A 20,160-nucleotide genomic window follows, 5' to 3' on the forward strand; every position below is an offset into this window, starting at 1 on the left:
ACCCGGATCGGGACCGTCCTCACCCGACGAGCGACGGTCCCGATCCCTTCGCGCACGGTCAGGCGGCCACGCGGCTTCGGGCGAGGTGCCTGCCGACCCGATGGGCGCGGACGACGGCCGATCCCAACGTCGCCCCGCCACCCGGGTAGGCGTCCCGGAACAGGGTCGCGGAGCAGTTCCCCGCGGCGTAGAGCCCTGGAAGGGGCTCGCCCGCGTGGTCGAGCACGCGCCCGTCGGCGTCGGTGGCCAGACCACCGGCGGTGCCGAGCGCACCCGCGTGCACGGGCACGGCGTAGAACGGGGCGCGTTCGACCGGAGCGAGGCACGGGTTGGGCCTCACGGCCGGGTCGCCGAGGTGGCGGTCCTGATCGCTCTCGCCTCGCCCGAAGGCGGGATCCGCGCCCTGCCGGGCGTTCTCGTTGAACGCCCCGACCGTGGTCAGCAGACCGTCTTGGTCGATCCCCGCGGTCCGGGCGAGCTCGTCGAGGGTGTCGGCGCGGATCATCCACGACTGAGCCGACGACGCCCCGGCCACCGGGTAGCGGTCCAAGTACCTCTGGTCGAAGACGAGGAACGCGGGGCTGTTGGCGAGGTGCCCGGTCGCCGGGTCGATCGCGCCGAACGCCCGGTTGAGGTCGTGGTAGTTCGTCGCCTCGTTGACGAATCGGCGTCCCGAGGTGGTGACGGTGATCGAGCCCGGGAGCGTCATCTCGACGTTGCCCATCCGGCCCGAGGGCATGCCGTCGTAGCGGGCCGTGGGCGGGGTCAGGACCGGCACGCCCCACACCGCCGTCATCTCATCGACCGCGGCACCCGCCCGCAGACCGAGCACCAGTCCGTCACCGGTGTTGCTGGGCGCGCTGATCGGAGTGATCGGATAGGGGAGGAAAGCCTTGCGCAGAGCGGGATTCCACTCGAAACCGCCGGAGGCGAGCACCACCGACGCGGCGCGGAACCCGGTGTTGCCGACGGTCACGTCCCAACCGCCGTCCCGGCGTTCCAGGCCCGTCACCCGGGCCGGGGCGACGACGTGGACGCCGCGCTCGATCGCCGCGACCAGCAGCCGTCCGACCAGCGCGCCACCCATCGTGCGCACGCCCGCGGCGGCGCGGCGTTCGAGCAGGTCGGCGTCGATCGGGGCTCCCGCGAGAGCGTCGCGCTCGGCCATGGTGATCAGCGGGAAGTAGGTCGGCGGGCGGAGCAGTTCCGCGAGACCGGGCCAGGGGTTGGGGTCGAAGGGCTCCTGGTCCAGGCCCCGGCCGGCGGCGGCGCCTGCCCACTCCGGGTGGTAGTCCGGGCGGGCGAGAGCCCGCATGCGGACCCCGACGTTGCTGAGGAACCGGACGGCCTCGGGAGCGGTCGTCACGTACCGGTCGATCTCCGCCGCGCTCATCCGTCCGCCGCTGCCGGCGTGCAGGTAGGCCTTGGCGGCCTCGGCCGAGTCCTCGAATCCGGCCTCGGCCATGAGGTGGTTGCCGGGTGCCCAGATGACGCCGCCACCGACGGCGGAGGTGCCGCCGAGCTGCTCGGCCTTCTCCAGGACGACGGTGGACAGGCCCGCGTCGGCGGAGGCCGCGGCGGCGGTCAACCCGGCGGCGCCGCTGCCGATGACCACCACGTCGTACCGGGCGAGGGGGCTGGAGGTGAGCAGGCTCATGAGGTCATCAGCTCCACGGCGACCTTGCCGACCAGCTGGGATCGGGATCGCAGCAGCGGGAAGGCCTCATCGATGCGGTCGAACGGAAGGCGGTGGGTGATCAGCGCGGTGGCCGCATCGCGGTGCTCGTCGAGCAGTTCGAGCGCCTCGCCGATGCGGCGCTGGCTGTTGCGGCTGCCGAGCAGATCGATGTCCTTGACCGGCAGCGTGCGCATGGACAGCGTCACCGACCGGTCGGAGATGCCGACGAGCACGACGCGCCCGGCAGTGGTGACCGCGTCCACGGCGGTGGTGAACGCAGCCGGGGACCCGGTCGCCTCGATCACCAAGGAGGGCTCTGCCGGAAGCGCGAGGGCGTGATCGGGCTTGACCACGACGGTGCTGGTGGCGCCGAACCGGCTGGCGAACTCGCTGCGCTCGGGAGCGGTGTCGGCGGCGATGACGTCGACACCCAGCGAGGTGAGGTGCAAGGTCGCCAGCAGCCCGATCGGACCGCAGCCCATGACCAGCGCCTGCTCTCCCTTCTCCGGCCGTCCCCGCAGCACCGCCTGCATCGCGATGCTGGCCGGTTCGGCCAGCGCGGCGAGGCCGGTGGGCAGGTTCTCCGGGATCGGGTGCAGATCGCCCAGGGGGGCGGGCAGCAGCTCGGTGAGCCCGCCGTCCTCGTAGCAGCCGAGGCACGACGAGCTCCGGCACGCATTGACCCGTCCGATCCCGCAGGCGTAGCAGGTCCCGCACCAGCGCATGGGCGAGACCGCGACCCGATCACCCGCCTGGAACCGGCTGCCGGGCGGCGCGGACTCCACGACGCCGGCGATCTCGTGCCCTTGCACGATCGGCAGCTCGGTGGCGTAGTCGTCCTCCCAGATGTGCAGGTCGGTGCCGCACAGCGTCACGGTGTGGACGCGGACGAGCGCCTCGCCGGGACCGGGGTGCGGCGGCGGCACGTCCTGGATCTCGATGCGCTCGCGGGCGAGCGTGCGGGCGACCTTCACCGCAGGCCGCCGAACACGATGGTCCACTCCCGCACCGAGCGGTCGGCGATCAGGTCGTTCTTGCGGAACGGGTCGTCGTCGAGCACCGAGATGACCTCCGCTGCGGATTCGCCCTCCAGGACCAGCAGCGCGCCTGCTCCCGAGTCGACCGGTCCGGAGATCCGCAGCCTGCCGGTGTCGTGCAGACCGGCGAGGAAGTCCTTGTGCTGCGGCCGGATCGCGTCGCGCTCGGCTTCGGTGTCGGTGCCGTAGGTGTAGATCACCGCGAAAGTGCCCATGTCGGAAGGACTCCTGAGTCGTCGGAGGTGGAGTGCTGAACGCTCATCAGCTTCACCCGGCGATTGTGCGGAGTCCAATACATGGTTGGTCAGACATCATGTGCCGATCGCACATTATTCGATGGTGGGCAGCATGTCGGAGGCGATGTCGAGCAGGGCGCGCACGGCGTCGGTGACCCGGTCGGGATGCCAGAGCAGCGCGCTCCGCAGCCGAGGGGGAGTGCCCTCCAGCGGTACCCACACCGCCCCGGCCGGCATGATCGGTCGGAGGCAGGTGGGAGCCAACGACACCCCGAGACCGCCCGCGACCAGCGAGAGCACGACGTAGGGGTCCTTGACCTCCTGAGCGACCTGGGGCCGGAAACCGTTCGCGTGGCACGCCGTGAGGATGACCGCGCGCAAGGCGGACTGGCCCGGCATGAGAACCCAGTCCTCGCCGGCGAGATCGAGCAGCGAGATGCGTTCCCGCGCGGCCAGCCGGTGGTCGGAGGGCAACGCCGCCCCGAGGTCCTCCGCGGAGATCGTGCGGCTCGGCAGCGCACCCGGTGCCGGAAGGCCGACGAACGCGGCGTCGAGCGTCCCGTGCTCGATCAGCCCGACGGCGTCCTCGGTGGTCACCCGGTCGACCAGTTGAAGGGCGACTCCCGGGTGCGCGGTGCGCAGCGCGCGGGTCAGCCGCGGGAGCGTGAGGTGGTTGAGCGCACCCGAGAACCCCAGGCGCACCCGCCCGTAGACCTCGCCCGGGCAGGCGCTGGTCGCCCGCAGGGCGAGGTCGGCTTCACCGACGATCCGACGGGCGTGCGGGAGGAACGCGTGCCCGGCCGAGGTCAGCGCCACGGTTCTGGTGGTGCGCTCGAAGAGCGGTGTGCCGACGTGCTTCTCCAGCTTCTTGATCGTCTGGCTCAGCGGGGACTGGGCCATGTGCAGCCGCTCGGCCGCGCGTCCGAAGTGGCGTTCCTCCGCAACGGCCAGGAACGCGTCGATCCACCGCATCTCCACGTGGACTCCGGTCCTCTCGTCAGTAGGTGGCGCGGCCGCCGCTGGCGTCGTAGACCGCTCCGGTGGAGAAGCTGAGCTGCTCCGAGCACAGCCATCCGATCAACTCGGCGATCTCCCCTGCCTGGCCGAACCGGCCCATCGGGGTCAGCGCCTGCGAGCGGGCGAGCACGGCGGGATCGGTGCGCGCGTTCATCCCGGTCGCCACCGCTGCCGGGGCGACCGCGTTGACCAGCACTCCGGTCGTGGCGAGCTCCTTGCCCAACGACTTCGTCAGCGCCACGACTGCGGCCTTCGACGCGGAGTAGGCGCTCTGCGCCGGGTTGCCGTCCTTGGCGGCGATGCTCGCCAGGTTCACGATCCGGCCCCATCCGGCCCGCACCATGCCCGGGACGACGCTGCGGCAGAGCAGGAACGTGCCGTCGACGTTGACCTGGAAAGTGCGCCGCCACTCGTCGAGATCGAGTTCGGCGAGCGGTCGGGAGGGCCCCACGATTCCTGCGCTGTGCACGAGGATCCCGACCGGTCCGATATCCCGCACCAGCGCGGCGACGGCGTCGGGGTCGGTGACGTCGAGCTCCTCGTCCGCGCCCGGCACGACGTCGGCGGTGACGACGCGGACGCCCTCGCCGCGCAGCTTCGCGGCGGTCGCGGCGCCGATCCCGCCGGCACCACCGGTGATCAGGGCGACCACGCCCGCCGGGTAGCTCACGCGGTCCTCCCGATCCGGGTGTCCGCACCCGCGAGCTCGCGGCCGGTGATCCACCCGAACGTCATGGCCGGTCCGATGTTGATCCCGCCGGCGGGGTAGTGGCCGCCCAGCACGCTCGCCTGATCGCATCCGACGGCGTGGAGCCCGGGAACCGGGTCGTCCTGGGCGTCGAGGACCCGCGCGCGCTCATCGGTGGCGAGCCCGGCGAAGGTGCCGAAGCTTCCGGGCACGACCCGCACCGCGTAGAACGGCCCCTTCTCCAGCGGAGCGAGCGATGGGTTCGGCGTCACGGCCTGGTCGCCGCCGTACCGGTTGAACGGTGTGGAACCACGTCCGAACGCGGGGTCCTCGCCGCGACGCGCGGCGGTGTTGAACTCCGCGACGGTCGCGGCGAGCCCCGCCGGGTCGATGCCGCACTTGCGGGCGAGTTCCTCGATCGTGCGTCCGCGCTGGAGGTACCCGCTGCGCAGGTAGGGGAACAGCGGAACCGGGCGGGGTTTGGCCATGCCCAGCGGGTAGCGGCGGACGAACCGGGAATCGGCGATCTGCCAGGACTGCACCGGTTCGTCCTCCGGGGTCGCGGCGATCATCGCGGAGACGTAGTCGTGGTAACCGTTGGCCTCGTTGACGAATCGGCGCCCGGTGCGCAGCACACCGATGCTGCCCGGCTTGGCTCGGTCCATGATGTGCGGGAAGACACCGGTGCGGCCGTTGCGGTAGGGCACGAGGGAGACCGGGCACCAGGCGGCGGGGGAGGCGAGGTCGGTGCGCAACCGGCCGCCCGCGGACTCGCCGAGCGTGATGCCCGAGCCGTCGGCGGTGGCCGGGGCGAGGCTCCAGTGCCGTTCGCCGCGCGGGAACAGGGCGCGGCGGCGGTGCTCGTCCTGCGGGAAGCCGCCGGCGGCCAGCACCACGCCCCGGGACGCCGAGAACCGCACCGGACCGTCCGAAGTGGACGCCAACACGCCGGTGACGCGGCCGTTCTCGGTGGTCAGCTCGGTGACCTCGGTGGACACCCGGATCTCGACGCCCAGGTCCAGGGCGGAGCGCAGCAGCCTGGCGACCAGCGCGGTGCCGTTGACCAGCTGCATCCCGCGCCGCTTCGTTGCCAGGTCCACCAGGTGCCGGGTGACCCGGCGGGCGGCGTGCAGCAGTCCGCGGACGTCGCCGCGCGACGCGGCCAGGAAACCGGCGAGATCCGGCCCGGCCATGATTCCCATGCCGAGGAACGAGGTCTCGTAGAGCTGGGGGCGCAGGAGCCGCGCCACGTCGCCGCCGAGACCGCGGAGGTCGGTGGGAGCGGGGGCGACCGAGCGGTGCCCGGTGCCCGCGCCGGGGAGCTCGCCGTAGATGTCGCAGATCTTCGCGCCCGGGGCGAACGTCAGGGCGGTGCGCTCGTGGAAGAACCGCACCATCCCCGGGGCGGCGGCGAGGAAGGCGTCCACGCGGGTCGGCTCGTAGTCCTCGCCGAGCGCGTTGCGCAGGTAGGTGCGGAACTCGTCGGTCTCCTCCCGGACCCCGTCGGCGCGGGCGAGCGGGTTGCCCGGTGCCCACATCCAGCCGCCCGACCAGGCCGTCGCGCCACCGCAGACGTCGGCGCGTTCGAGGACCGCGACCCGCAGCCCGTGGTGGGCCGCGGTCACCGCGGTGGCCAGCCCCGCGGCGCCGGAACCGACGACGACCACGTCGTGGTCGAGCGGGGGCGGGGAGGTTCGAGTGGTGGTCACGCTGAGCTCCTCCAGGCGTCCCGGGCGGGATTGTGTGCACCGCGCGCCAGGACTATGTAAGATTTGATGCAAAATCATTCACCGACTGTGCTTTTCAGCGACTATAAGCGGAACGTGCTGCAGCGCAAGACCCTGCAGCCAGGAAGGTGCACCGTGGAGATCCGGTGGCTCGAGGCGTTCATCGCCGTGGCCGAGGAACTGCATTTCGGTCGTGCGGCCGCGCGGCTGCGGCTGGCCCAGTCGCCGCTGAGCCAGACCATCCGCAAGCTGGAGAAGGAGCTCGACGCGACGCTCTTCGACCGCAGCACCCGCAGCGTTGCGCTCACCCCGGCCGGGCAGGCGTTCCTGCCGCACGCGCATCGCGTGTTCGAGGAGCTGGAGCTCGCGCAGCAGGCGACCCGGGCGACCTCGGGGGTGGTGTACGGGACGGTGGCCATCGGGTTCTCCGGAGCCCTCAACCACCTCACGCTCCCGCCGCTGACCAGGGCCGTCCGTCAGCGCTACCCGAACATCTCGCTGTCGCTGACCGGCCGCGTCATGACCAGGGGAGGGGTCGAGCAGCTGGAGCAGGGCGGCCTGGACATCGCCTTCGTCGGGCTGCCGATCGACCCGTCCCCGGTGCGCACGCGGCGGGTCGGGCGCGAACCGCTGGGTGCGGCGCTGCCGATCGACCACCCGCTCGCCGGGGAGGCCGCCATCGACCTCGCCGACCTGGCCGAGGACGGCTTCATCACCATCCCGGCCGCCGCTGGATCATCGCTGCAGGAGCTGACCACGCAGGCGTGCGTCAAGGCGGGTTTCCGCCCGCGCGTGGTCCAGGAGATCACCGACCCGTACATGATCCTGACGCTGGTGTCGGCCGGGGTCGGCGTCGCGCTCATGCCGGCGGGCATCTCCGGGATCATGCCCTCGGCCTCGGTGTTCGTGCCGCTGCGCGGCGAGCAGACCCACATGGAGCACGCGCTGGCGTGGCTGGACGACAACCCCTCGCCCGTGACGCGGGCGGTGCTGGAACTGGCCGAAGAGGTGCTGCCCCGTCCGGCCGACTGATTATGTCGTTTGAACACATGGTGCAGGTGAAACCAAGTATTGGACTGGGCATAGTCGTTGCTGCGATTCTCTTCCGCACCGCCCGGCACTCCCCGCTCGGGAACCGGATCTCCGTCGATGACGCCGGATCGGAAGGAACGCCATGTCCCCCACGCCAGCAGAGGCCCCGCCGACGAGCGGTACCCGCAACAACCCCCGGAAGGCCGCGCTCTCCGGATTCCTGGGCAGCACGCTGGAGTACTACGACTTCTTCATCTACGGCTCGGCCGCCGCGCTGGTGTTCGGCGAGGTCTTCTTCCCCGACGCCGGTGCGACCGGAGCGCTGCTGTCGATCGCGACACTCGGCGTCGCCTACGTCGCCCGCCCGCTCGGCGCGATTCTCTTCGGGCACTTCGGCGACCGGTTCGGCCGCCGCAACGCGCTGATGACCACGCTGCTGCTCATGGGTCTGTCGACGTTCCTGATCGGCTGCCTGCCGAGCTACGAGCAGGTCGGCATCGCCGCCCCGATCATGCTGGTCGCCCTGCGGCTGCTGCAAGGACTGTCGGCAGGCGGTGAATCGCCCGGCGCGAGTTCGCTGACCGTGGAGCACGCCCCCGACGGCCGTCGCGCGTTCTTCACCAGCTTCACCATGAGCGGCATCATGTTCGGGATCGTCATCTCGAGCCTGGTGTTCATCCCGATCGCCTCGCTGCCCGACGAGCAGCTCCTGTCCTGGGGCTGGCGCATCCCGTTCTGGCTGAGCATCGCGGTCACCGCCATCGCCTACTTCCTGCGCCGCTCGCTGGACGAGCCCGAGGTGTTCTCCGAGCTGCAGGAATCCGCGGAAACCGCCAAGGCCCCGGTGTTCGAGCTGTTCCGGCACCACTGGACGACCCTGCTGCGCATCGCGACGTGCTCGATCTTCACCATGGTCAACACGATCGTCAACGTCTTCGCGCTCGCCTACGCCACCCAGGTCGCCGGGATCTCGAAACCGACCATGCTCGCGGTGATCTCGGTGGCCAACATGGTCGCCGTCGTCACCCAGCCCGCCTACGGGATGCTCGCCGACCGGGTCGGTCGCAAGCCGGTCTTCATCACCGGGCTGCTCGGGGTCAGCGTGATGGTGTTCGTGTTCTTCCACGCCATCGGCACGCAGAACGTGCTCTGGATCTACCTCTCGGCGGTCCTGCTGATCGGCTTCTGCTACGCCGCGCCCAACGGCGTGTACCCGGCCTACTTCCCGGAGCAGTTCCCGGCGCGGGTTCGCTACAGCGGCATGGCGATCGGTCTGATGATCGGCCTGCTCGCCGCCGGGTTCACCCCGCTGCTCGCCACGACCCTCACCGCGGGCGACGAGTCGAACTGGACTCCGGTGGCCTGGATGTGCGCCGCGTTCGTGCTGGCCTCCGCTGTCGCCGCGCTGACCGGACCGGAAACCTTCCGCACGCCCACCTCCCGCCTCGGCGAGAGCCGGGCGAAGATCGCCGACGCCCCTGCACCGGCGGTGCGGTGATGACCCGGGCCCTGCGGGCGGCGGTCATCGGGTGCGGCAACATCGCGGACAACCACGCCGCCGCGTACCGCGACCTGACCGGCGTCGAGCTGGTCGCCTGCACAGACGTCTCGCCGGATCGCGCCGAGCGGTTCGCCGCCCGGCACGGTACGTCCGCGGTCGGCCCGGACGAGCTGTTCGGCCTGGACCTGGACCTGGTCAGCGTCTGCACTCCGCACCCGACGCACGAATCCGTCGTCACCCGCGCCGCCGCGCACGGCGTGCACGTGCTGTGCGAGAAGCCGATCGCCGTCGAGCTCGGTTCGGCCGCCCGGATGGTGGCCGCCTGCGAGGCGGCCGGCGTCGCCCTCGGCGTGGCGTTCCAGCGGCGCTTCTGGCCCGCCGCGCAGCGGATCCGCGACGCGATCGACGACGGCACGCTGGGAACCCCGGTGCTCGGGCACGCTTCGGTGCTGCTGCACCGCGACACCTCCTACTACACCGCCGACGCGTGGCGCGGTTCGTGGGCGAGCGATGGTGGCGGGGTCCTGATGACCCAAGCCGTGCACAACATCGACCTGCTGCAGTGGTTCATGGGAGACGCGGTCGAGGTGACGGCGAACCACACGACCGTCAAGCACGGCGAGGCCATCGAGGTCGAGGACACGGCCGTGGCGACCCTGCGCTTCGCCTCCGGCGGCCTGGCCACGCTGGCCGCCTCCACCGCGCTCACCCCCGGCCTCGGCACGCGGGTGCGGGTGCTCGGAGGCACCGGCGCGAGCGCGGGTCTCGCCGAGTACCCGGAGGGGAGCGAAGCGCGGATCGACGTGTGGGCGGTGCCCGGCGCCGAGGCGGCGGAATCGCCGTTCGGTCCCGGTTTCCGCGCAGACCTCACCTTGCCAGAGATCAACGGCAGCCTCGCCCCGCTGCACACCCTGCAGATCGTGGATTTCGTCAACGCCGTCCGCGAAGACCGCGATCCGGCGGTCACCGGGCGGGAAGCCGCGAAGTCGTTGGCGATCCTCACCGCGCTGTACGCCTCGGCCGCATCCGGCCGACCGGAGCAGGTCCCCGCTCTGAAGGAGGAGATCACCTCATGAACCCCATCGGGCTCGCCCACCTGACCCTGCTGCGGCTGAGCCCTCCCGAGCTCGTCAGCACCGCCGCGGAGGCCGGTTTCGACTTCGTCGGCGTCCGGGTCAACGCGGTGACGGCGGGGGAGCACCAGTACCCGATGGAGCCGGGTTCGCCGATGTCGCGCGAGACGCTGCGACGGCTCGACGATTCCGGCCTGATCGTCCGCGACGTCGAGTTCCTGACGCTCCGCCCGGAAACCGGTCCGGCCGACTGGCGGCCCGCCCTCGACGCCGGTGCGGGTCTCGGTGCCAGCACGATCAGCGTCGTCGGCTCCGACCCGGACCGCGAGCGCCTGGCCGACACGCTGGCCGCGCTGACCGCCGACGCCGCTCCGCTCGGCATCCTGCCCACTCTGGAACCCATCAGCTACCAACCGGTGAGCACCGTGGCCGAGGCCGCCGCGATCGCCGGGTCCACAGGTGCCGCCGTGCTGCTCGACGCGCTGCACATCCAGCGCGGTGGCAGTTCGATCGACGACGTCCGCGCTCTCGATGCCGACCTCGTCCCGTGCCTGCAGGTGTGCGACGGCCCGCTCGCCGCCCCGGAGCATCTCGACCTGCCCGAGGAGCTGCCGCTCGGGATGAAGGCCGACGGATCGGTGCTGCAAGCGGAGGCCCGCGTCCAGCGGGAACTCGTCGGACACGGCGAACTCCCGCTGCCGGAGCTTCTCGCCGCCGTGCCCGCCGGAACACCGCTGAGCGTCGAGGTTCCGCACGCCGCGTTGCAAACGCGCCTCACCCCGCTGGAGTTCGCGCGGCGCAACCTGGCCGGCGTGCGCGCACTGCTGACCGAGACGAGGACCCATGTCTGAGGTGATCGCCCCGGTCCGCCACCGAGTGGGCCTGGTGGGCGCGGGGATCGGCGGCTCGCTCTCGCCCGCGCTGCACGAGCGCGAGGCGGCTGCGCTCGGTCTTGACTACACCTACCGCCTGCTCGACCTCGACCACCTGCCCCCGAGCTGGACCTTGCGCGAGGCGGTCGGGGAGGGCACGACGGGGTTCAACGTGACGCACCCGGCGAAGCAGACCGTCCTCGACCAGCTCGACGAGCTCTCCCCGGACGCGCGGGCGCTCGGCGCGGTCAACACCGTCTCCGTCGACGGGAATCGGCTCATCGGTCACAACACCGACCACAGTGGATTCCTGTCCGGTCTGCGGTACGGACTACCGGGAATCCGGCAGGACCGGGTCGTCGTGGTCGGCGCCGGGGGTGCCGGGTCTGCCGTCGCCTACGCCCTGGCGGGCACCGGAGCGGCGGTGGCCATCGCCGATGCGGACCTCCACCGCAGCGAAGACCTGGTCGCCCGGCTGCGCGAGAGCTTGCCGGACGCCACGATCACCGGGCTGCCCGTCGAGAGGGTGCCCGCCGAGCTCGCTCGGGCCGACGGAGTCGTCAACGCGACCCCGATCGGCATGACCGGACACCCCGGTCGGCCCTTCGACACCGGCGCCCTCGAACCTCGGCACTGGGTCGCCGAGGTCGTCTACCGGCCGTTGTCGACGGCCTTGCTGCAGGACGCGCGCGCGACCGGGTGCCGCTGCCTCGACGGGGGAGCGATGCTCGTCTCCCAGGCCGCGCGAACCCTCGCCCTGCTCACCGGAATCACACCCGACCTAGACCGGATGCGGCGGCACCTCGGCGAACTCGTCGCAGCCGAGGAGGAAGTGAACCATGACTGACGATTGGGACCACGAGGTCGACCTCCTCGTCCTCGGCACCGGCGCGGGCGGCATGGGTGCCGCGGTCGTCGGCGCCGAGGAGGGGCTTTCCGTCCTGGTGCTGGAGAAGACCGAGTGGCTCGGCGGCACCACGGCCTACTCGGCCGGAACGTGCTGGATCCCCGGGCACCCGCACCAGGACGATCCCGCCGCCGACAGCGCCGCCGCGAGCAGCTACCTCGACGCTCTCGTCGGCGACCGCGCCCCGCGCGAACTCCGCGAGACCTACCTCGCGCAGGGCCCCGCCATGCTCGACCACCTGAAGCGGGTCGGCGTGGAGTTCTGGCACTCCAAGACCGTCGTCGACTACCACCCGGAGATCCCCGGGTCAGGCGTCGGCCGGGCACTGGAGCCGCGGACCTTCGACGGGCGCGCGCTCGGGAAGGCCCGCTTCGGTCGAATCCGTCCGCCGGTAACGGAATTCGCGCTCTTCGGCGGCACGCTCATGGTCCGGCGGCCCGAGGTCAACCAGCTGCTGACCATCTTCAACGGATCGGTGCGCGGGATGGCGGTGGCACTGCGCCTGGGGGTGCGTTGGGCAGCGGACCGGCTCCGCTACCCGCGCGGCACCCGGCTCGCCATGGGCAACGCCCTGGTCGCCAACCTCTACGACAAGCTCCTGCGGCGCTCCGGCGACGTCTGGTTCACCGCCCGCACCACCGGACTCGTCGCCGACGAGTCCGGGCAGGTCGTCGGCGCGGTCGTCTCGCACCGCGGTCGCACCGTCAGGGTCGCGGCCCGGCGCGGCGTCGTCCTGGCGGCCGGCGGGTTCTCCGCCAGCCCGGAACTGCGCGCCGAACACCTGCCCCGGCCCACGCCGCAGTTCACGCGTGCCGGGGAGGGCGCGACGGGCGACTCGATCGCCCTCGCCCGTTCCGTCGGCGGCGTCCTCGGCGAGCCCGTCGGCGACAACGCCCTGTGGTTCCCCAGCTCGATCGGCCGCCGCCGAGACGGTTCCACCGCGGTCTTCCCGCACATCTGGGACCGCGCGAAACCCGGCATCATCGCCGTCAACGCCGCAGGGCGGCGGTTCGTCGACGAGTCGGTGTCCTACCACCGCTTCACCCGCGCGATGTACGACTCGCACAAGTCCGAGCCCACCATCCCGGCCTGGCTCGTGCTCGACTCCCGCACCCTGGCCCGATACGGACTCGGCATGGTCTACCCCCACCTGCCCAAATCGCTGCTCAAGCGGCACATCGACGCGGGCTACCTGCGCACAGGGCGCACGGTCCGCGAGCTCGCCACCGCCATCGGCGTCGACCCGGACGGTCTGGAACGCACGGTGGCCGAGACCAACCGCGCCGCCGCCACCGGCGTCGACGAGGAGTTCGGGAAGGGGCAGAGCGCGTTCGGCCACCAGTACGGCGACCCGGCGCACACCCCGAACGTCAACTTCGGTCCCATCGAGACGGCTCCCTTCTACGCGATCGCCGTGGTGCCCACACCGCTGGCCACCGCGCTCGGCCTGCGCACCAACACCGATGCGCAGGTGCTCGACGCCTCGGGCGAACCCGTTGCAGGCCTCTACGCCTGCGGGAACGACGCCCACTCGATCATGGCGTCGGAGTACCCGGGAGCCGGCTGCCAGGTCGGAGCCGGCCTGACCTTCGGCTACCTCGCGGCCCGCCACGCCGCCCGCCGGGAACCGGCTCAGCGCAACCGCTGAGGGGCTCACCGGCTCCCGTCCTGGGCGAGGGTGGGATGGTCGTCGGTGGTGGGGTCGGGTTCTTCCGGTGCTGTTGAGCGTTCGGCGGAGGTCGGGTCTGCGAGGACCTGCCTGGCCCGGTCGATGTCGAGGTTGCGGTCCCACTTGGCGATGACCAGGGTGGCCACGGCGTTGCCGTAGAAGTTGACCAGGGCGCGGCACTCGGACATGAACTTGTCGATGCCGAAGATCAGCATGATGCCCGCGGCGGGAACGGTCCCGACGGTCGACAGCGTCGCTGTCAGGGCGATGAAGCCGCCGCCCGCAACGCCCGCGGCGCCCTTGGAGGTGAGCAGCATGACCGCGAGCAGGCCCAGTTGCTGGGTGATGCTCAACGGGGTGTTGGTGGCCTGCGCGATGTAGAGCGTGGCCAGCGACAGGTAGATCGCGGCGCCGTCGAGGTTGAAGCTGTAGCCGGTCGGCACGACGAGACCGACGGTGGTGCGGTCGGCGCCCATGAACGTCATCTTGCGCATCAGGCCGGGCAGCGCGGGTTCGGCGGTGGAGGTGCCCAGCACCAGGAAGAACTCGTCCTTGAGGTAGCGGAAGAGCTGGAAGATGTTGAGCCGGACGTAGGCGGCGAGGAATCCGCCGAGGACGACCACCACGAACAGGATCGAGGTGATGTAGAACAGGGCGATCAGCGATCCGAGACTGGTCAGCGTGGACAGTCCGAACTTGCCGATGGCGTAGGCCATCGCGCCGAAGGCCCCGAGCGGGGCGGCCTTCATCACGAAGCTCAAGACCTTGAACACGATGTCGGTGAGCCGCTTGACGCCGGCGATGACGGGTTCGCCGACCGGCCCGACCGCCTTGATCGCGATGCCGAAGAGCACCGCCAGGAAGATGATCTGCAGGATGTCGCCTTCGACGAAGGCGCCGAAGAAGCTGTCCGGGACGATGTGGGTGAGGAACTCCCACCAGTGCTGCGACTCGCCGGACTCGATGTACTCCTGGGCCTTCCCGCTGGTCTGGATCGTCGACGGGTCGGCGTTGACGCCCTCGCCGAGGCGGACGGCGTTGATCGCGACCAGCCCGATGACCATCGCGATGATCGTGCCGACCTGGAAGTAGGTCAGGGCCTTGAGCCCGGTCAGACCGACCTTCTTCAAGTCGGCGACGCTGGCGATGCCGCCGATGATCGTGAGGAAGACGATCGGGCCGATGAGCATCTTCATGGCGTCGATGAAGGTCGTCCCGATGGGCTCCATCGCCTCACCGAGGTCGGGCCACCGCCAGCCGACGACGATGCCGATGACGATGGCGAGCAGGACCTGGACGTAGAGCTGCCGGTACCAGGGCCTGGTTCTCGGCTTCCCGTCGTCCGGAACCGGCTGCTGTGCGGTCTGCGTCATTGCGTCTCCTGCACGTCGATCGTCGAGGCCCTGCGGCCGGGACCGGGCCGGTGGGGCGGTGATTCGGCTCGAAGCCCCTCATCCGGGGAGGTGGCCATGACAGTGACCCGGTACGCGGTGCGCCGTCCAACAGGGACTCGCTACCCGACGGATAGGTTTCACGAATGAATGCCGATTAAGCTGGGCGGATCCGAGGTCGCCGACTCCCGAGGAAGGTGCGGATGGACGCGCGTCAGCTCGAGTACTTCGTGGCCATCGTGGACAACGACGGCTTCGGTCGTGCCGCGCAGAAGCTGCACATCGCGCAGCCGTCGCTGTCGCAGGCGGTCGCCGGCCTCGAACGCGAGCTCGGAGTGCGGCTGTTCCACCGGATCGGGCGCGGCGCGGTGCTCAGCGATGCGGGCAAGGAGCTGATCGGCCCGGCGCGCCAGGTCCTGCGCGACCTGCGCACGGCCAGAGCCACGATGGACTCGTTGAAGGGCGTGCAGCGCGGTCGCGTCGAGCTGGTGACGATGCCGTCACCCGGCATCGAACCGCTCAGCACGCTGACCCGCCTGTTCGCCCAGCAGCACCCGGGCGTGATCGTCGGCGCGGACGCCGCCTTCACCCCGGAAGAGGTCGTGCAGAAGGTCCGGGACGGCGCGTGCGAACTCGGCCTGGTCGGAGCTCCCGGCAGCGTGATGGCCCCAGGGGTTGACGTGCTGCCGCTGGAATCGCAGAACTTCGTCGTGGTCGGCGCGGACGACGCGGGCTTCCCGGAGGAGGACCCCGTGCCGCGGGCGGCGCTGGCGGGTGCCCGGCTGATCGCCTCGCCGCCCGGCAGCCAGATGCGCCGCATCGTCGACGAGATGCTCGCCTCCGGCGAGGACCTGGAGATCGTGGCGGAGGTCGCCCACCGCACCTCGATCCTGCCGCTGGTGCTGCAGGGAGTCGGGCTCGCCGTGCTGCCCTCGGCCTGGGCGCCCCTGGCCCGCCGGGCCGGCGCCCGCGCGGCGCGCATCGACCCGCCGTCCCAGCTGCACGTCTCGCTGGTCAGTCGGTCCGCACCGCTGACACCGGCCGCTCAGGCGTTCCTGACCGTGGCCCGCTCCTACGCGCCGGTCGACCACCTGGAGCAGATGACATAGCCAGCACCTATCAACCGGATCGGCAGCGCGTGTTGGACGTCGGGTCGCCCGCCGGTCTTCACTCGGTGGCAGGACGAGTCGACCGCAGCAGGGAGTCACCCGATGTCAGCACAGCGCACGTTCACCATCGCCGCCATCCCCGCGGACGGCGTGGGCACCGAGGTGGTCGCCGCCGGCCGAGCCGTGCTGGACGCGCTGGCCGCCGGATCGGGTGGCCGCTTCGCCTTCGACTGGACCGAGTTCCCCTGGGGCTGCGGGTACTACGAGAAGACCGGTCGCATGATGGACGAGGACGGCCTGGAAGCGCTCCAGGACTTCGACGCGCTGTACTTCGGCGCGGTCGGCTGGCCGTCGGTGCCCGACCACATCAGCCTGTGGGGGTTGCGGCTGCGGATCTGCCAGAGCTTCGACCAGTGGGCCAACGTCCGGCCGGTGCACTTCCACCCCGGCATCACCTCGCCGCTGCGCAAGGCCGACGACACCCCGCTGGACTGGGTGGTGGTCCGGGAGAACAGCGAAGGCGAGTACGCCGGTCTCGGCGGCCGCAACCTCGCGGGTCGCGGGCCCGGCAACGAGGTGGCGCTGCAGACCGCGCTGTTCACCGAGAAGGGCTGCGAGCGCATCATGCGGTTCGCCTTCGACCTCGCGCGCGGGCGCGAGCGCAAGAAGGTGTCGTCGGTGACCAAGAGCAACGCCCAGCAGTACGGCATGGTGCTCTGGGACGAGGTCTTCGAGCGCGTGGCGGCCGACTACCCGGACGTGGAGACCGAGAGCGTGCTGGTCGACGCGATGTCGGCGAAGTTCGTCCTGCACCCGGAGGACCTGTCGGTGGTGGTGGCCTCCAACCTCAACGCCGACATCCTCTCCGATCTCGGCTCCGCCCTGGCCGGCAGTCTCGGGCTCGCCGCCAGCGCGAACCTCAACCCCGACCGCCGGTTCCCGTCGATGTTCGAGCCCGTCCACGGCTCCGCCCCCGACATCGCAGGTCAGGGCCTGGCCAACCCGATCGGCGCGATCGGCAGCGCCGCGCTCATGCTGGAGCACTTCGGCCTGGCCGACGAGGCCACCCGCGTCCGCGAGGCCATCGAGGCCACCACCGCCTCGGGCCTGCTGACCCCCGACGTCGGCGGAACCGCCAAGACCGACGAGATCGTCGAAGCGATCCTCACCCACCTCGCCTGATCCCTGGGTGCCCACCCCGAGAACGCGGATCGGGGTGGGCACTCAGGCGGCCAGCGCTGCGAGCGCGCGCTCGATGTCGGCGGGTGTGTTGTGGACGTGCGGTGAGAGCCGGAGCCCGCCAGCGCGTTCGGCCGCGTCGACGCCCGCGACGTCCAAGCGGTGAAGTGCTCGTGCCACGGTGTCCGGTGGTTCCGGCTCGAGGAGGACGAGAGTGGAACGGCGCGAACCGGTTTCGGGGCTGCGCAGGCTCCACCCGCCGGGCAGGCCTGCGATGAGCTGGTCGATCAGCGCCTGGTCGTGCCGCTCGATCTCGTCGATCCCGCGCTCCAACAGCAAGGACACGGCTTGGTGCCAGGCGGGGAAGATCGAGAGGTTCGCGGTGCAGAAGACGTCGTAGGCGGCGGCGCCCAGGTCTTGGCGCAGGGCGTAGCGGCCGGGCGGGTTCGCGATCTCGTCGACCTGGGCGAGCCAGTACCCCTGCTCGTACTCCAGCCTCCGCACGAGCGCCGGGTGCAGCCAGGCGAATCCCGTCGCATAAGGGCCGCACAGCCACTTGTAACCGCAGCTCACCAGCGCATCGACGCCCAGGTCGTAGACGTCGGCGGGGCGGGCGCCGACCGCTTGAGAACCGTTGAGCACGAAGGCGACGTCCTCCCGCTGACGGCACACGTCGACCAGGGCGGACACGTCCGCGGCATGGCCGCTGAACGAGAACACCCAACTCGTGCACACGACTCGGGTGCGGTCGGTCAGCGCCGCGTCCAGGTCCTCCGGTTCGAGGGCGCCGGACGGCGCGGGAACGGTGCGGAGGCGCACTCCTCGGCGCCGCAAGGGAAGCCACGGGTAGATCGTGGCGGGGAAATCACCTTCGACCAGCAGCACTTCATCGCCGTTCCTCAGGGGCAAGCCGTGCGCCAGCAGGTTCAGGCCGTGGGTGGTGCTGTTGCCGAGCACGATCTCGTCGCCACCGGCACCCACCAGCTCGCCGAGCGAGCTGCGCAGCGCGGCGGGCACCTGGAAGAACGCCTCGCCGGACATGCGGCGCGGGTCGAGCTTGGCCTCGATCGCCTCGCGCGCCGCTGCTGCCGCGACCAGCGGCATCGGTCCTTGGTGAGCCGTGTTGAGCCACGCGCGGTCGAGGGGCGCGAACTGTTCGGACAGCGGAGCGGCCACCAGCCCCACCTACCCAGGTGGCTGCGGACGCGAAACATGCCGCTCGCGGTCGGTGCCGGTCGGCGGCGCGAGGTGACTTATGGCCCTGGAGGGTTGGCCGGGTCGTGCGGAGCATCGGGCGGTGTTGACCCAACCCGGGACACGTGGCCGCGGCGCGTCGTTCCACACCCGAGGAAGGAACTGCATGGGCACTCTCACCACCACCGACGGCACGGAGATCTACTACAAGGACTGGGGTTCGGGCAGGCCCATCGTGTTCAGCCACGGCTGGCCGCTCTCGGCCGATGACTGGGACGCCCAGATGTTGTTCTTCCTGGAGCGCGGCTTTCGGGTGATCGCCCACGACCGGCGCGGGCACGGGCGCTCCAGCCAGCCCGGCGACGGCCACGACATGGACCACTACGCCGACGATCTCGCCGCGGTGACAGCCCACCTCGACCTGGCGGACGCGATTCACGTGGGTCACTCGACCGGCGGCGGTGAAGTGATCCGGTACCTGGCCAGGCACGGCGAGGCGCGGGTGTCCAAGGCGGCCATCATCAACGCGGTCCCACCGCTGATGGTCGCGACCGACGCCAACCCCGGCGGTCTTCCCCGGCAGGTGTTCGACGACTTGCAGGCGCAGCTGGCGGCCAACCGCTCGCAGTTCTACCGCGACCTCCCGTCGGGACCGTTCTACGGCTTCAACCGGCCGGGTGCGGAACCCTCGGAAGCTCTCATCCAGAACTGGTGGCGCCAGGGCATGATGGGCGGGGCGAAGGCGCATCACGACGGCGTCGTCGCCTTCTCCCGAACCGATTTCACCGATGATCTGACGAAGATCACCGTGCCGGTGCTGGTGATGCACACCGAGGACGACCAGATCGTGCCGTACGAGAACGCCGGGCCGCTGTCGGCGAAGCTGCTGAAGAACGCGACGCTGAAGACCTACCAGGGTCTCCCGCACGGCATGCCCACCACGCACGCGGAGACGATCAACGCCGACCTGCTGGCGTTCCTGACCGAGGACTCCTGACAACCGCGTCCCCTCCCCGATTCCGGCATCGGGGAGGGGACGGCCGGTCACCAGACGGTGTAGCCGCCGTCCACGACGAGGTCGGTCCCGGTGCAGTAGCTGCTGGCGTCGGAGGCGAGGAAGACCACCGCCGGGGCGATCTCGCCGGGCTCGGCGACGCGGTTCATGGGAGTGCCGTCGATCCAGGTCCGGCGCCACTCCTCGTTGCTCAGGCCGCGTTTGGTCAGCTCGGTGCCGACGTAGCCGGGGGAGACGGAGTTGACCCGCACACCGCGAGCGGCCCACTCACCGGCCAGGGACTTGGTGAGGTGGATGACGCCCGCCTTGGCGGCGTTGTAGGCGGACTGTGGTTGCGGGCGGTTGGAGATGTGGCCGCTCATGCTGCCGGTGTTGATGATGCTCCCGGACCCCTGCGCGAGCATCCGCTTGCCCGCGGCCCGGCAGCTGTAGAACACGCCGTCGAGGTTCACCGACATCACGCGGCGCCAATCGGCGGGGTCGAGGTCTTCGCTGGGGTGGTTGTGCACGATGCCGGCGTTGTTGACCGCGACGTCGACGGAACCGGCCACGCTCACCACGTGCTCGAACGCGGCGTCCACGCTGTCGGGGTCGGTGACGTCCGCGGCGACGAACTCGACGCCGTGGCGTTCGGCCGACGCCCTACCGGTGTCGGGGTTGACGTCGCAGATGAACACGCGGGCACCGGCGTCGCGGAGACCGAGCACGATGGCCTCGCCGATGCCCTGCGCGCCGCCGGTGACGATCGCGTTCCTGCCGTTGAGCGCGAACAGGTCGGTCATGTTCCCTCCCGGGGTGGATGGACGTTGACATCGCGGATCTCGTGCGCACCAGC

The 20,160-nt window shown here is 71.0% G+C and carries 18 protein-coding genes; 9 read left to right on the forward strand and 9 right to left on the reverse strand.

All coding sequences use genetic code 11. The features are described 5' to 3' along the window. Window positions 1-58: 58 nt before the first annotated feature. From KBO27_RS16080 to KBO27_RS33690, 6 genes are all read right to left on the reverse strand, one after another. Entirely contained in the window at window positions 59-1,657 is a 1,599-nt protein-coding gene (locus KBO27_RS16080) for an FAD-dependent oxidoreductase (protein WP_210970799.1), read from the reverse strand. Then, a complete protein-coding gene (locus KBO27_RS34585; RefSeq protein WP_210970800.1) occupies window positions 1,654-2,679 on the reverse strand; it encodes an alcohol dehydrogenase catalytic domain-containing protein in 1,026 nt (341 codons plus the stop codon). Before KBO27_RS34585 ends, KBO27_RS16080 begins: the two co-directional genes overlap by 4 nt. After that, on the reverse strand, window positions 2,649-2,930 hold the full coding sequence (locus tag KBO27_RS16090; protein WP_210970801.1) for a YciI family protein: 282 nt from the start codon (window positions 2,928-2,930) through the stop codon (window positions 2,649-2,651). The genes KBO27_RS34585 and KBO27_RS16090 overlap by 31 nt, the downstream gene beginning before the upstream one ends. Before the next feature lie 114 nt (window positions 2,931-3,044). Continuing rightward, window positions 3,045-3,923, reverse strand: a complete 879-nt coding sequence (locus tag KBO27_RS16095; protein WP_210970802.1) for a LysR substrate-binding domain-containing protein — start codon at window positions 3,921-3,923, stop codon at window positions 3,045-3,047. A 25-nt stretch (window positions 3,924-3,948) separates the two neighbouring features. After that, a complete protein-coding gene (locus KBO27_RS16100; RefSeq protein ID WP_307870438.1) occupies window positions 3,949-4,638 on the reverse strand; it encodes an SDR family NAD(P)-dependent oxidoreductase in 690 nt (229 codons plus the stop codon). Beyond that, window positions 4,635-6,365 (reverse strand): FAD-dependent oxidoreductase, encoded by a 1,731-nt coding sequence (locus KBO27_RS33690; protein WP_307870439.1) that lies wholly within the window; start codon window positions 6,363-6,365, stop codon window positions 4,635-4,637. The genes KBO27_RS16100 and KBO27_RS33690 overlap by 4 nt, the downstream gene beginning before the upstream one ends. A 153-nt stretch (window positions 6,366-6,518) precedes the next feature. Here KBO27_RS33690 and KBO27_RS16105 point away from each other — a divergent pair, with 153 nt between their 5' ends. The 6 genes from KBO27_RS16105 (at window position 6,519) to KBO27_RS16130 (ending at window position 13,416) form a co-directional block, all read left to right on the forward strand. Further along, the gene (locus tag KBO27_RS16105) at window positions 6,519-7,415 is read left to right on the forward strand and encodes a LysR family transcriptional regulator (protein WP_210970804.1); all 897 of its coding nucleotides are present in this window, start codon (window positions 6,519-6,521) and stop codon (window positions 7,413-7,415) included. 142 nt (window positions 7,416-7,557) lie between these two features. Then, window positions 7,558-8,913 carry an MFS transporter gene (locus KBO27_RS16110; RefSeq protein ID WP_210970805.1) on the forward strand — a complete coding sequence of 452 codons (1,356 nt, stop codon included), beginning with the start codon at window positions 7,558-7,560 and terminating at the stop codon, window positions 8,911-8,913. Next, window positions 8,913-9,992, forward strand: coding sequence for a Gfo/Idh/MocA family protein (locus tag KBO27_RS16115; protein WP_210970806.1), 1,080 nt, complete (start codon window positions 8,913-8,915; stop codon window positions 9,990-9,992). Before KBO27_RS16110 ends, KBO27_RS16115 begins: the two co-directional genes overlap by 1 nt. After that, the gene (locus tag KBO27_RS16120) at window positions 9,989-10,840 is read left to right on the forward strand and encodes a sugar phosphate isomerase/epimerase family protein (protein WP_210970807.1); all 852 of its coding nucleotides are present in this window, start codon (window positions 9,989-9,991) and stop codon (window positions 10,838-10,840) included. The genes KBO27_RS16115 and KBO27_RS16120 overlap by 4 nt, the downstream gene beginning before the upstream one ends. Next, a complete protein-coding gene (locus KBO27_RS16125) occupies window positions 10,833-11,708 on the forward strand; it encodes a shikimate dehydrogenase (protein WP_210970808.1) in 876 nt (291 codons plus the stop codon). The genes KBO27_RS16120 and KBO27_RS16125 overlap by 8 nt, the downstream gene beginning before the upstream one ends. Then, complete coding sequence (locus KBO27_RS16130) at window positions 11,701-13,416, forward strand: FAD-binding protein (protein ID WP_210970809.1); 1,716 nt, start codon at window positions 11,701-11,703, stop codon at window positions 13,414-13,416. Before KBO27_RS16125 ends, KBO27_RS16130 begins: the two co-directional genes overlap by 8 nt. Before the next feature lie 5 nt (window positions 13,417-13,421). Here KBO27_RS16130 and dctA read toward each other — a convergent pair whose 3' ends face one another. Further along, on the reverse strand, window positions 13,422-14,810 hold the full coding sequence (gene dctA / locus KBO27_RS16135) for a C4-dicarboxylate transporter DctA (protein WP_210970810.1): 1,389 nt from the start codon (window positions 14,808-14,810) through the stop codon (window positions 13,422-13,424). A 221-nt stretch (window positions 14,811-15,031) separates the two neighbouring features. Between dctA and KBO27_RS16140 the strand changes: the two genes are divergently transcribed. Continuing rightward, the gene (locus tag KBO27_RS16140) at window positions 15,032-15,937 is read left to right on the forward strand and encodes a LysR family transcriptional regulator (protein ID WP_210970811.1); all 906 of its coding nucleotides are present in this window, start codon (window positions 15,032-15,034) and stop codon (window positions 15,935-15,937) included. Between the two features lie 102 nt (window positions 15,938-16,039). Beyond that, window positions 16,040-17,119: a tartrate dehydrogenase gene (locus tag KBO27_RS16145; protein ID WP_210970812.1), complete on the forward strand. Its 1,080-nt coding sequence runs from the start codon at window positions 16,040-16,042 to the stop codon at window positions 17,117-17,119. A 42-nt stretch (window positions 17,120-17,161) separates the two neighbouring features. Here the strand turns inward: KBO27_RS16145 and KBO27_RS16150 are convergent, their stop codons facing one another. Then, window positions 17,162-18,292 carry an aminotransferase class V-fold PLP-dependent enzyme gene (locus KBO27_RS16150; RefSeq protein ID WP_210970813.1) on the reverse strand — a complete coding sequence of 377 codons (1,131 nt, stop codon included), beginning with the start codon at window positions 18,290-18,292 and terminating at the stop codon, window positions 17,162-17,164. Between the two features lie 184 nt (window positions 18,293-18,476). Between KBO27_RS16150 and KBO27_RS16155 the strand changes: the two genes are divergently transcribed. Further along, window positions 18,477-19,307, forward strand: coding sequence for an alpha/beta fold hydrolase (locus tag KBO27_RS16155; protein WP_210970814.1), 831 nt, complete (start codon window positions 18,477-18,479; stop codon window positions 19,305-19,307). A gap of 47 nt (window positions 19,308-19,354) precedes the next feature. Here the strand turns inward: KBO27_RS16155 and KBO27_RS16160 are convergent, their stop codons facing one another. Next, a complete protein-coding gene (locus KBO27_RS16160; protein WP_210970815.1) occupies window positions 19,355-20,107 on the reverse strand; it encodes an SDR family NAD(P)-dependent oxidoreductase in 753 nt (250 codons plus the stop codon). Between the last annotated feature and the right edge of the window lie 53 nt (window positions 20,108-20,160).

The organism is Saccharopolyspora endophytica (genome assembly GCF_018070075.1).
GTDB classification, from domain to species: Bacteria; Actinomycetota; Actinomycetes; order Mycobacteriales; family Pseudonocardiaceae; genus Saccharopolyspora; species Saccharopolyspora endophytica.

Excerpts from the sequence above, each read along its gene's own strand:
- KBO27_RS16080 (WP_210970799.1), bottom strand. The coding sequence starts at position 1,657 with ATGAGCCTGCTCACCTCCAGCCCCCTCGCCCGGTACGACGTGGTGGTC.
- KBO27_RS16090 (WP_210970801.1), bottom strand. The coding sequence starts at position 2,930 with ATGGGCACTTTCGCGGTGATCTACACCTACGGCACCGACACCGAAGCC.
- KBO27_RS16095 (WP_210970802.1), bottom strand. The coding sequence starts at position 3,923 with ATGCGGTGGATCGACGCGTTCCTGGCCGTTGCGGAGGAACGCCACTTC.
- KBO27_RS16110 (WP_210970805.1), top strand. The coding sequence starts at position 7,558 with ATGTCCCCCACGCCAGCAGAGGCCCCGCCGACGAGCGGTACCCGCAAC.
- KBO27_RS16115 (WP_210970806.1), top strand. The coding sequence starts at position 8,913 with ATGACCCGGGCCCTGCGGGCGGCGGTCATCGGGTGCGGCAACATCGCG.
- KBO27_RS16120 (WP_210970807.1), top strand. The coding sequence starts at position 9,989 with ATGAACCCCATCGGGCTCGCCCACCTGACCCTGCTGCGGCTGAGCCCT.
- KBO27_RS16125 (WP_210970808.1), top strand. The coding sequence starts at position 10,833 with ATGTCTGAGGTGATCGCCCCGGTCCGCCACCGAGTGGGCCTGGTGGGC.
- KBO27_RS16130 (WP_210970809.1), top strand. The coding sequence starts at position 11,701 with ATGACTGACGATTGGGACCACGAGGTCGACCTCCTCGTCCTCGGCACC.
- dctA (WP_210970810.1), bottom strand. The coding sequence starts at position 14,810 with ATGACGCAGACCGCACAGCAGCCGGTTCCGGACGACGGGAAGCCGAGA.
- KBO27_RS16140 (WP_210970811.1), top strand. The coding sequence starts at position 15,032 with ATGGACGCGCGTCAGCTCGAGTACTTCGTGGCCATCGTGGACAACGAC.
- KBO27_RS16145 (WP_210970812.1), top strand. The coding sequence starts at position 16,040 with ATGTCAGCACAGCGCACGTTCACCATCGCCGCCATCCCCGCGGACGGC.
- KBO27_RS16155 (WP_210970814.1), top strand. The coding sequence starts at position 18,477 with ATGGGCACTCTCACCACCACCGACGGCACGGAGATCTACTACAAGGAC.
- KBO27_RS16160 (WP_210970815.1), bottom strand. The coding sequence starts at position 20,107 with ATGACCGACCTGTTCGCGCTCAACGGCAGGAACGCGATCGTCACCGGC.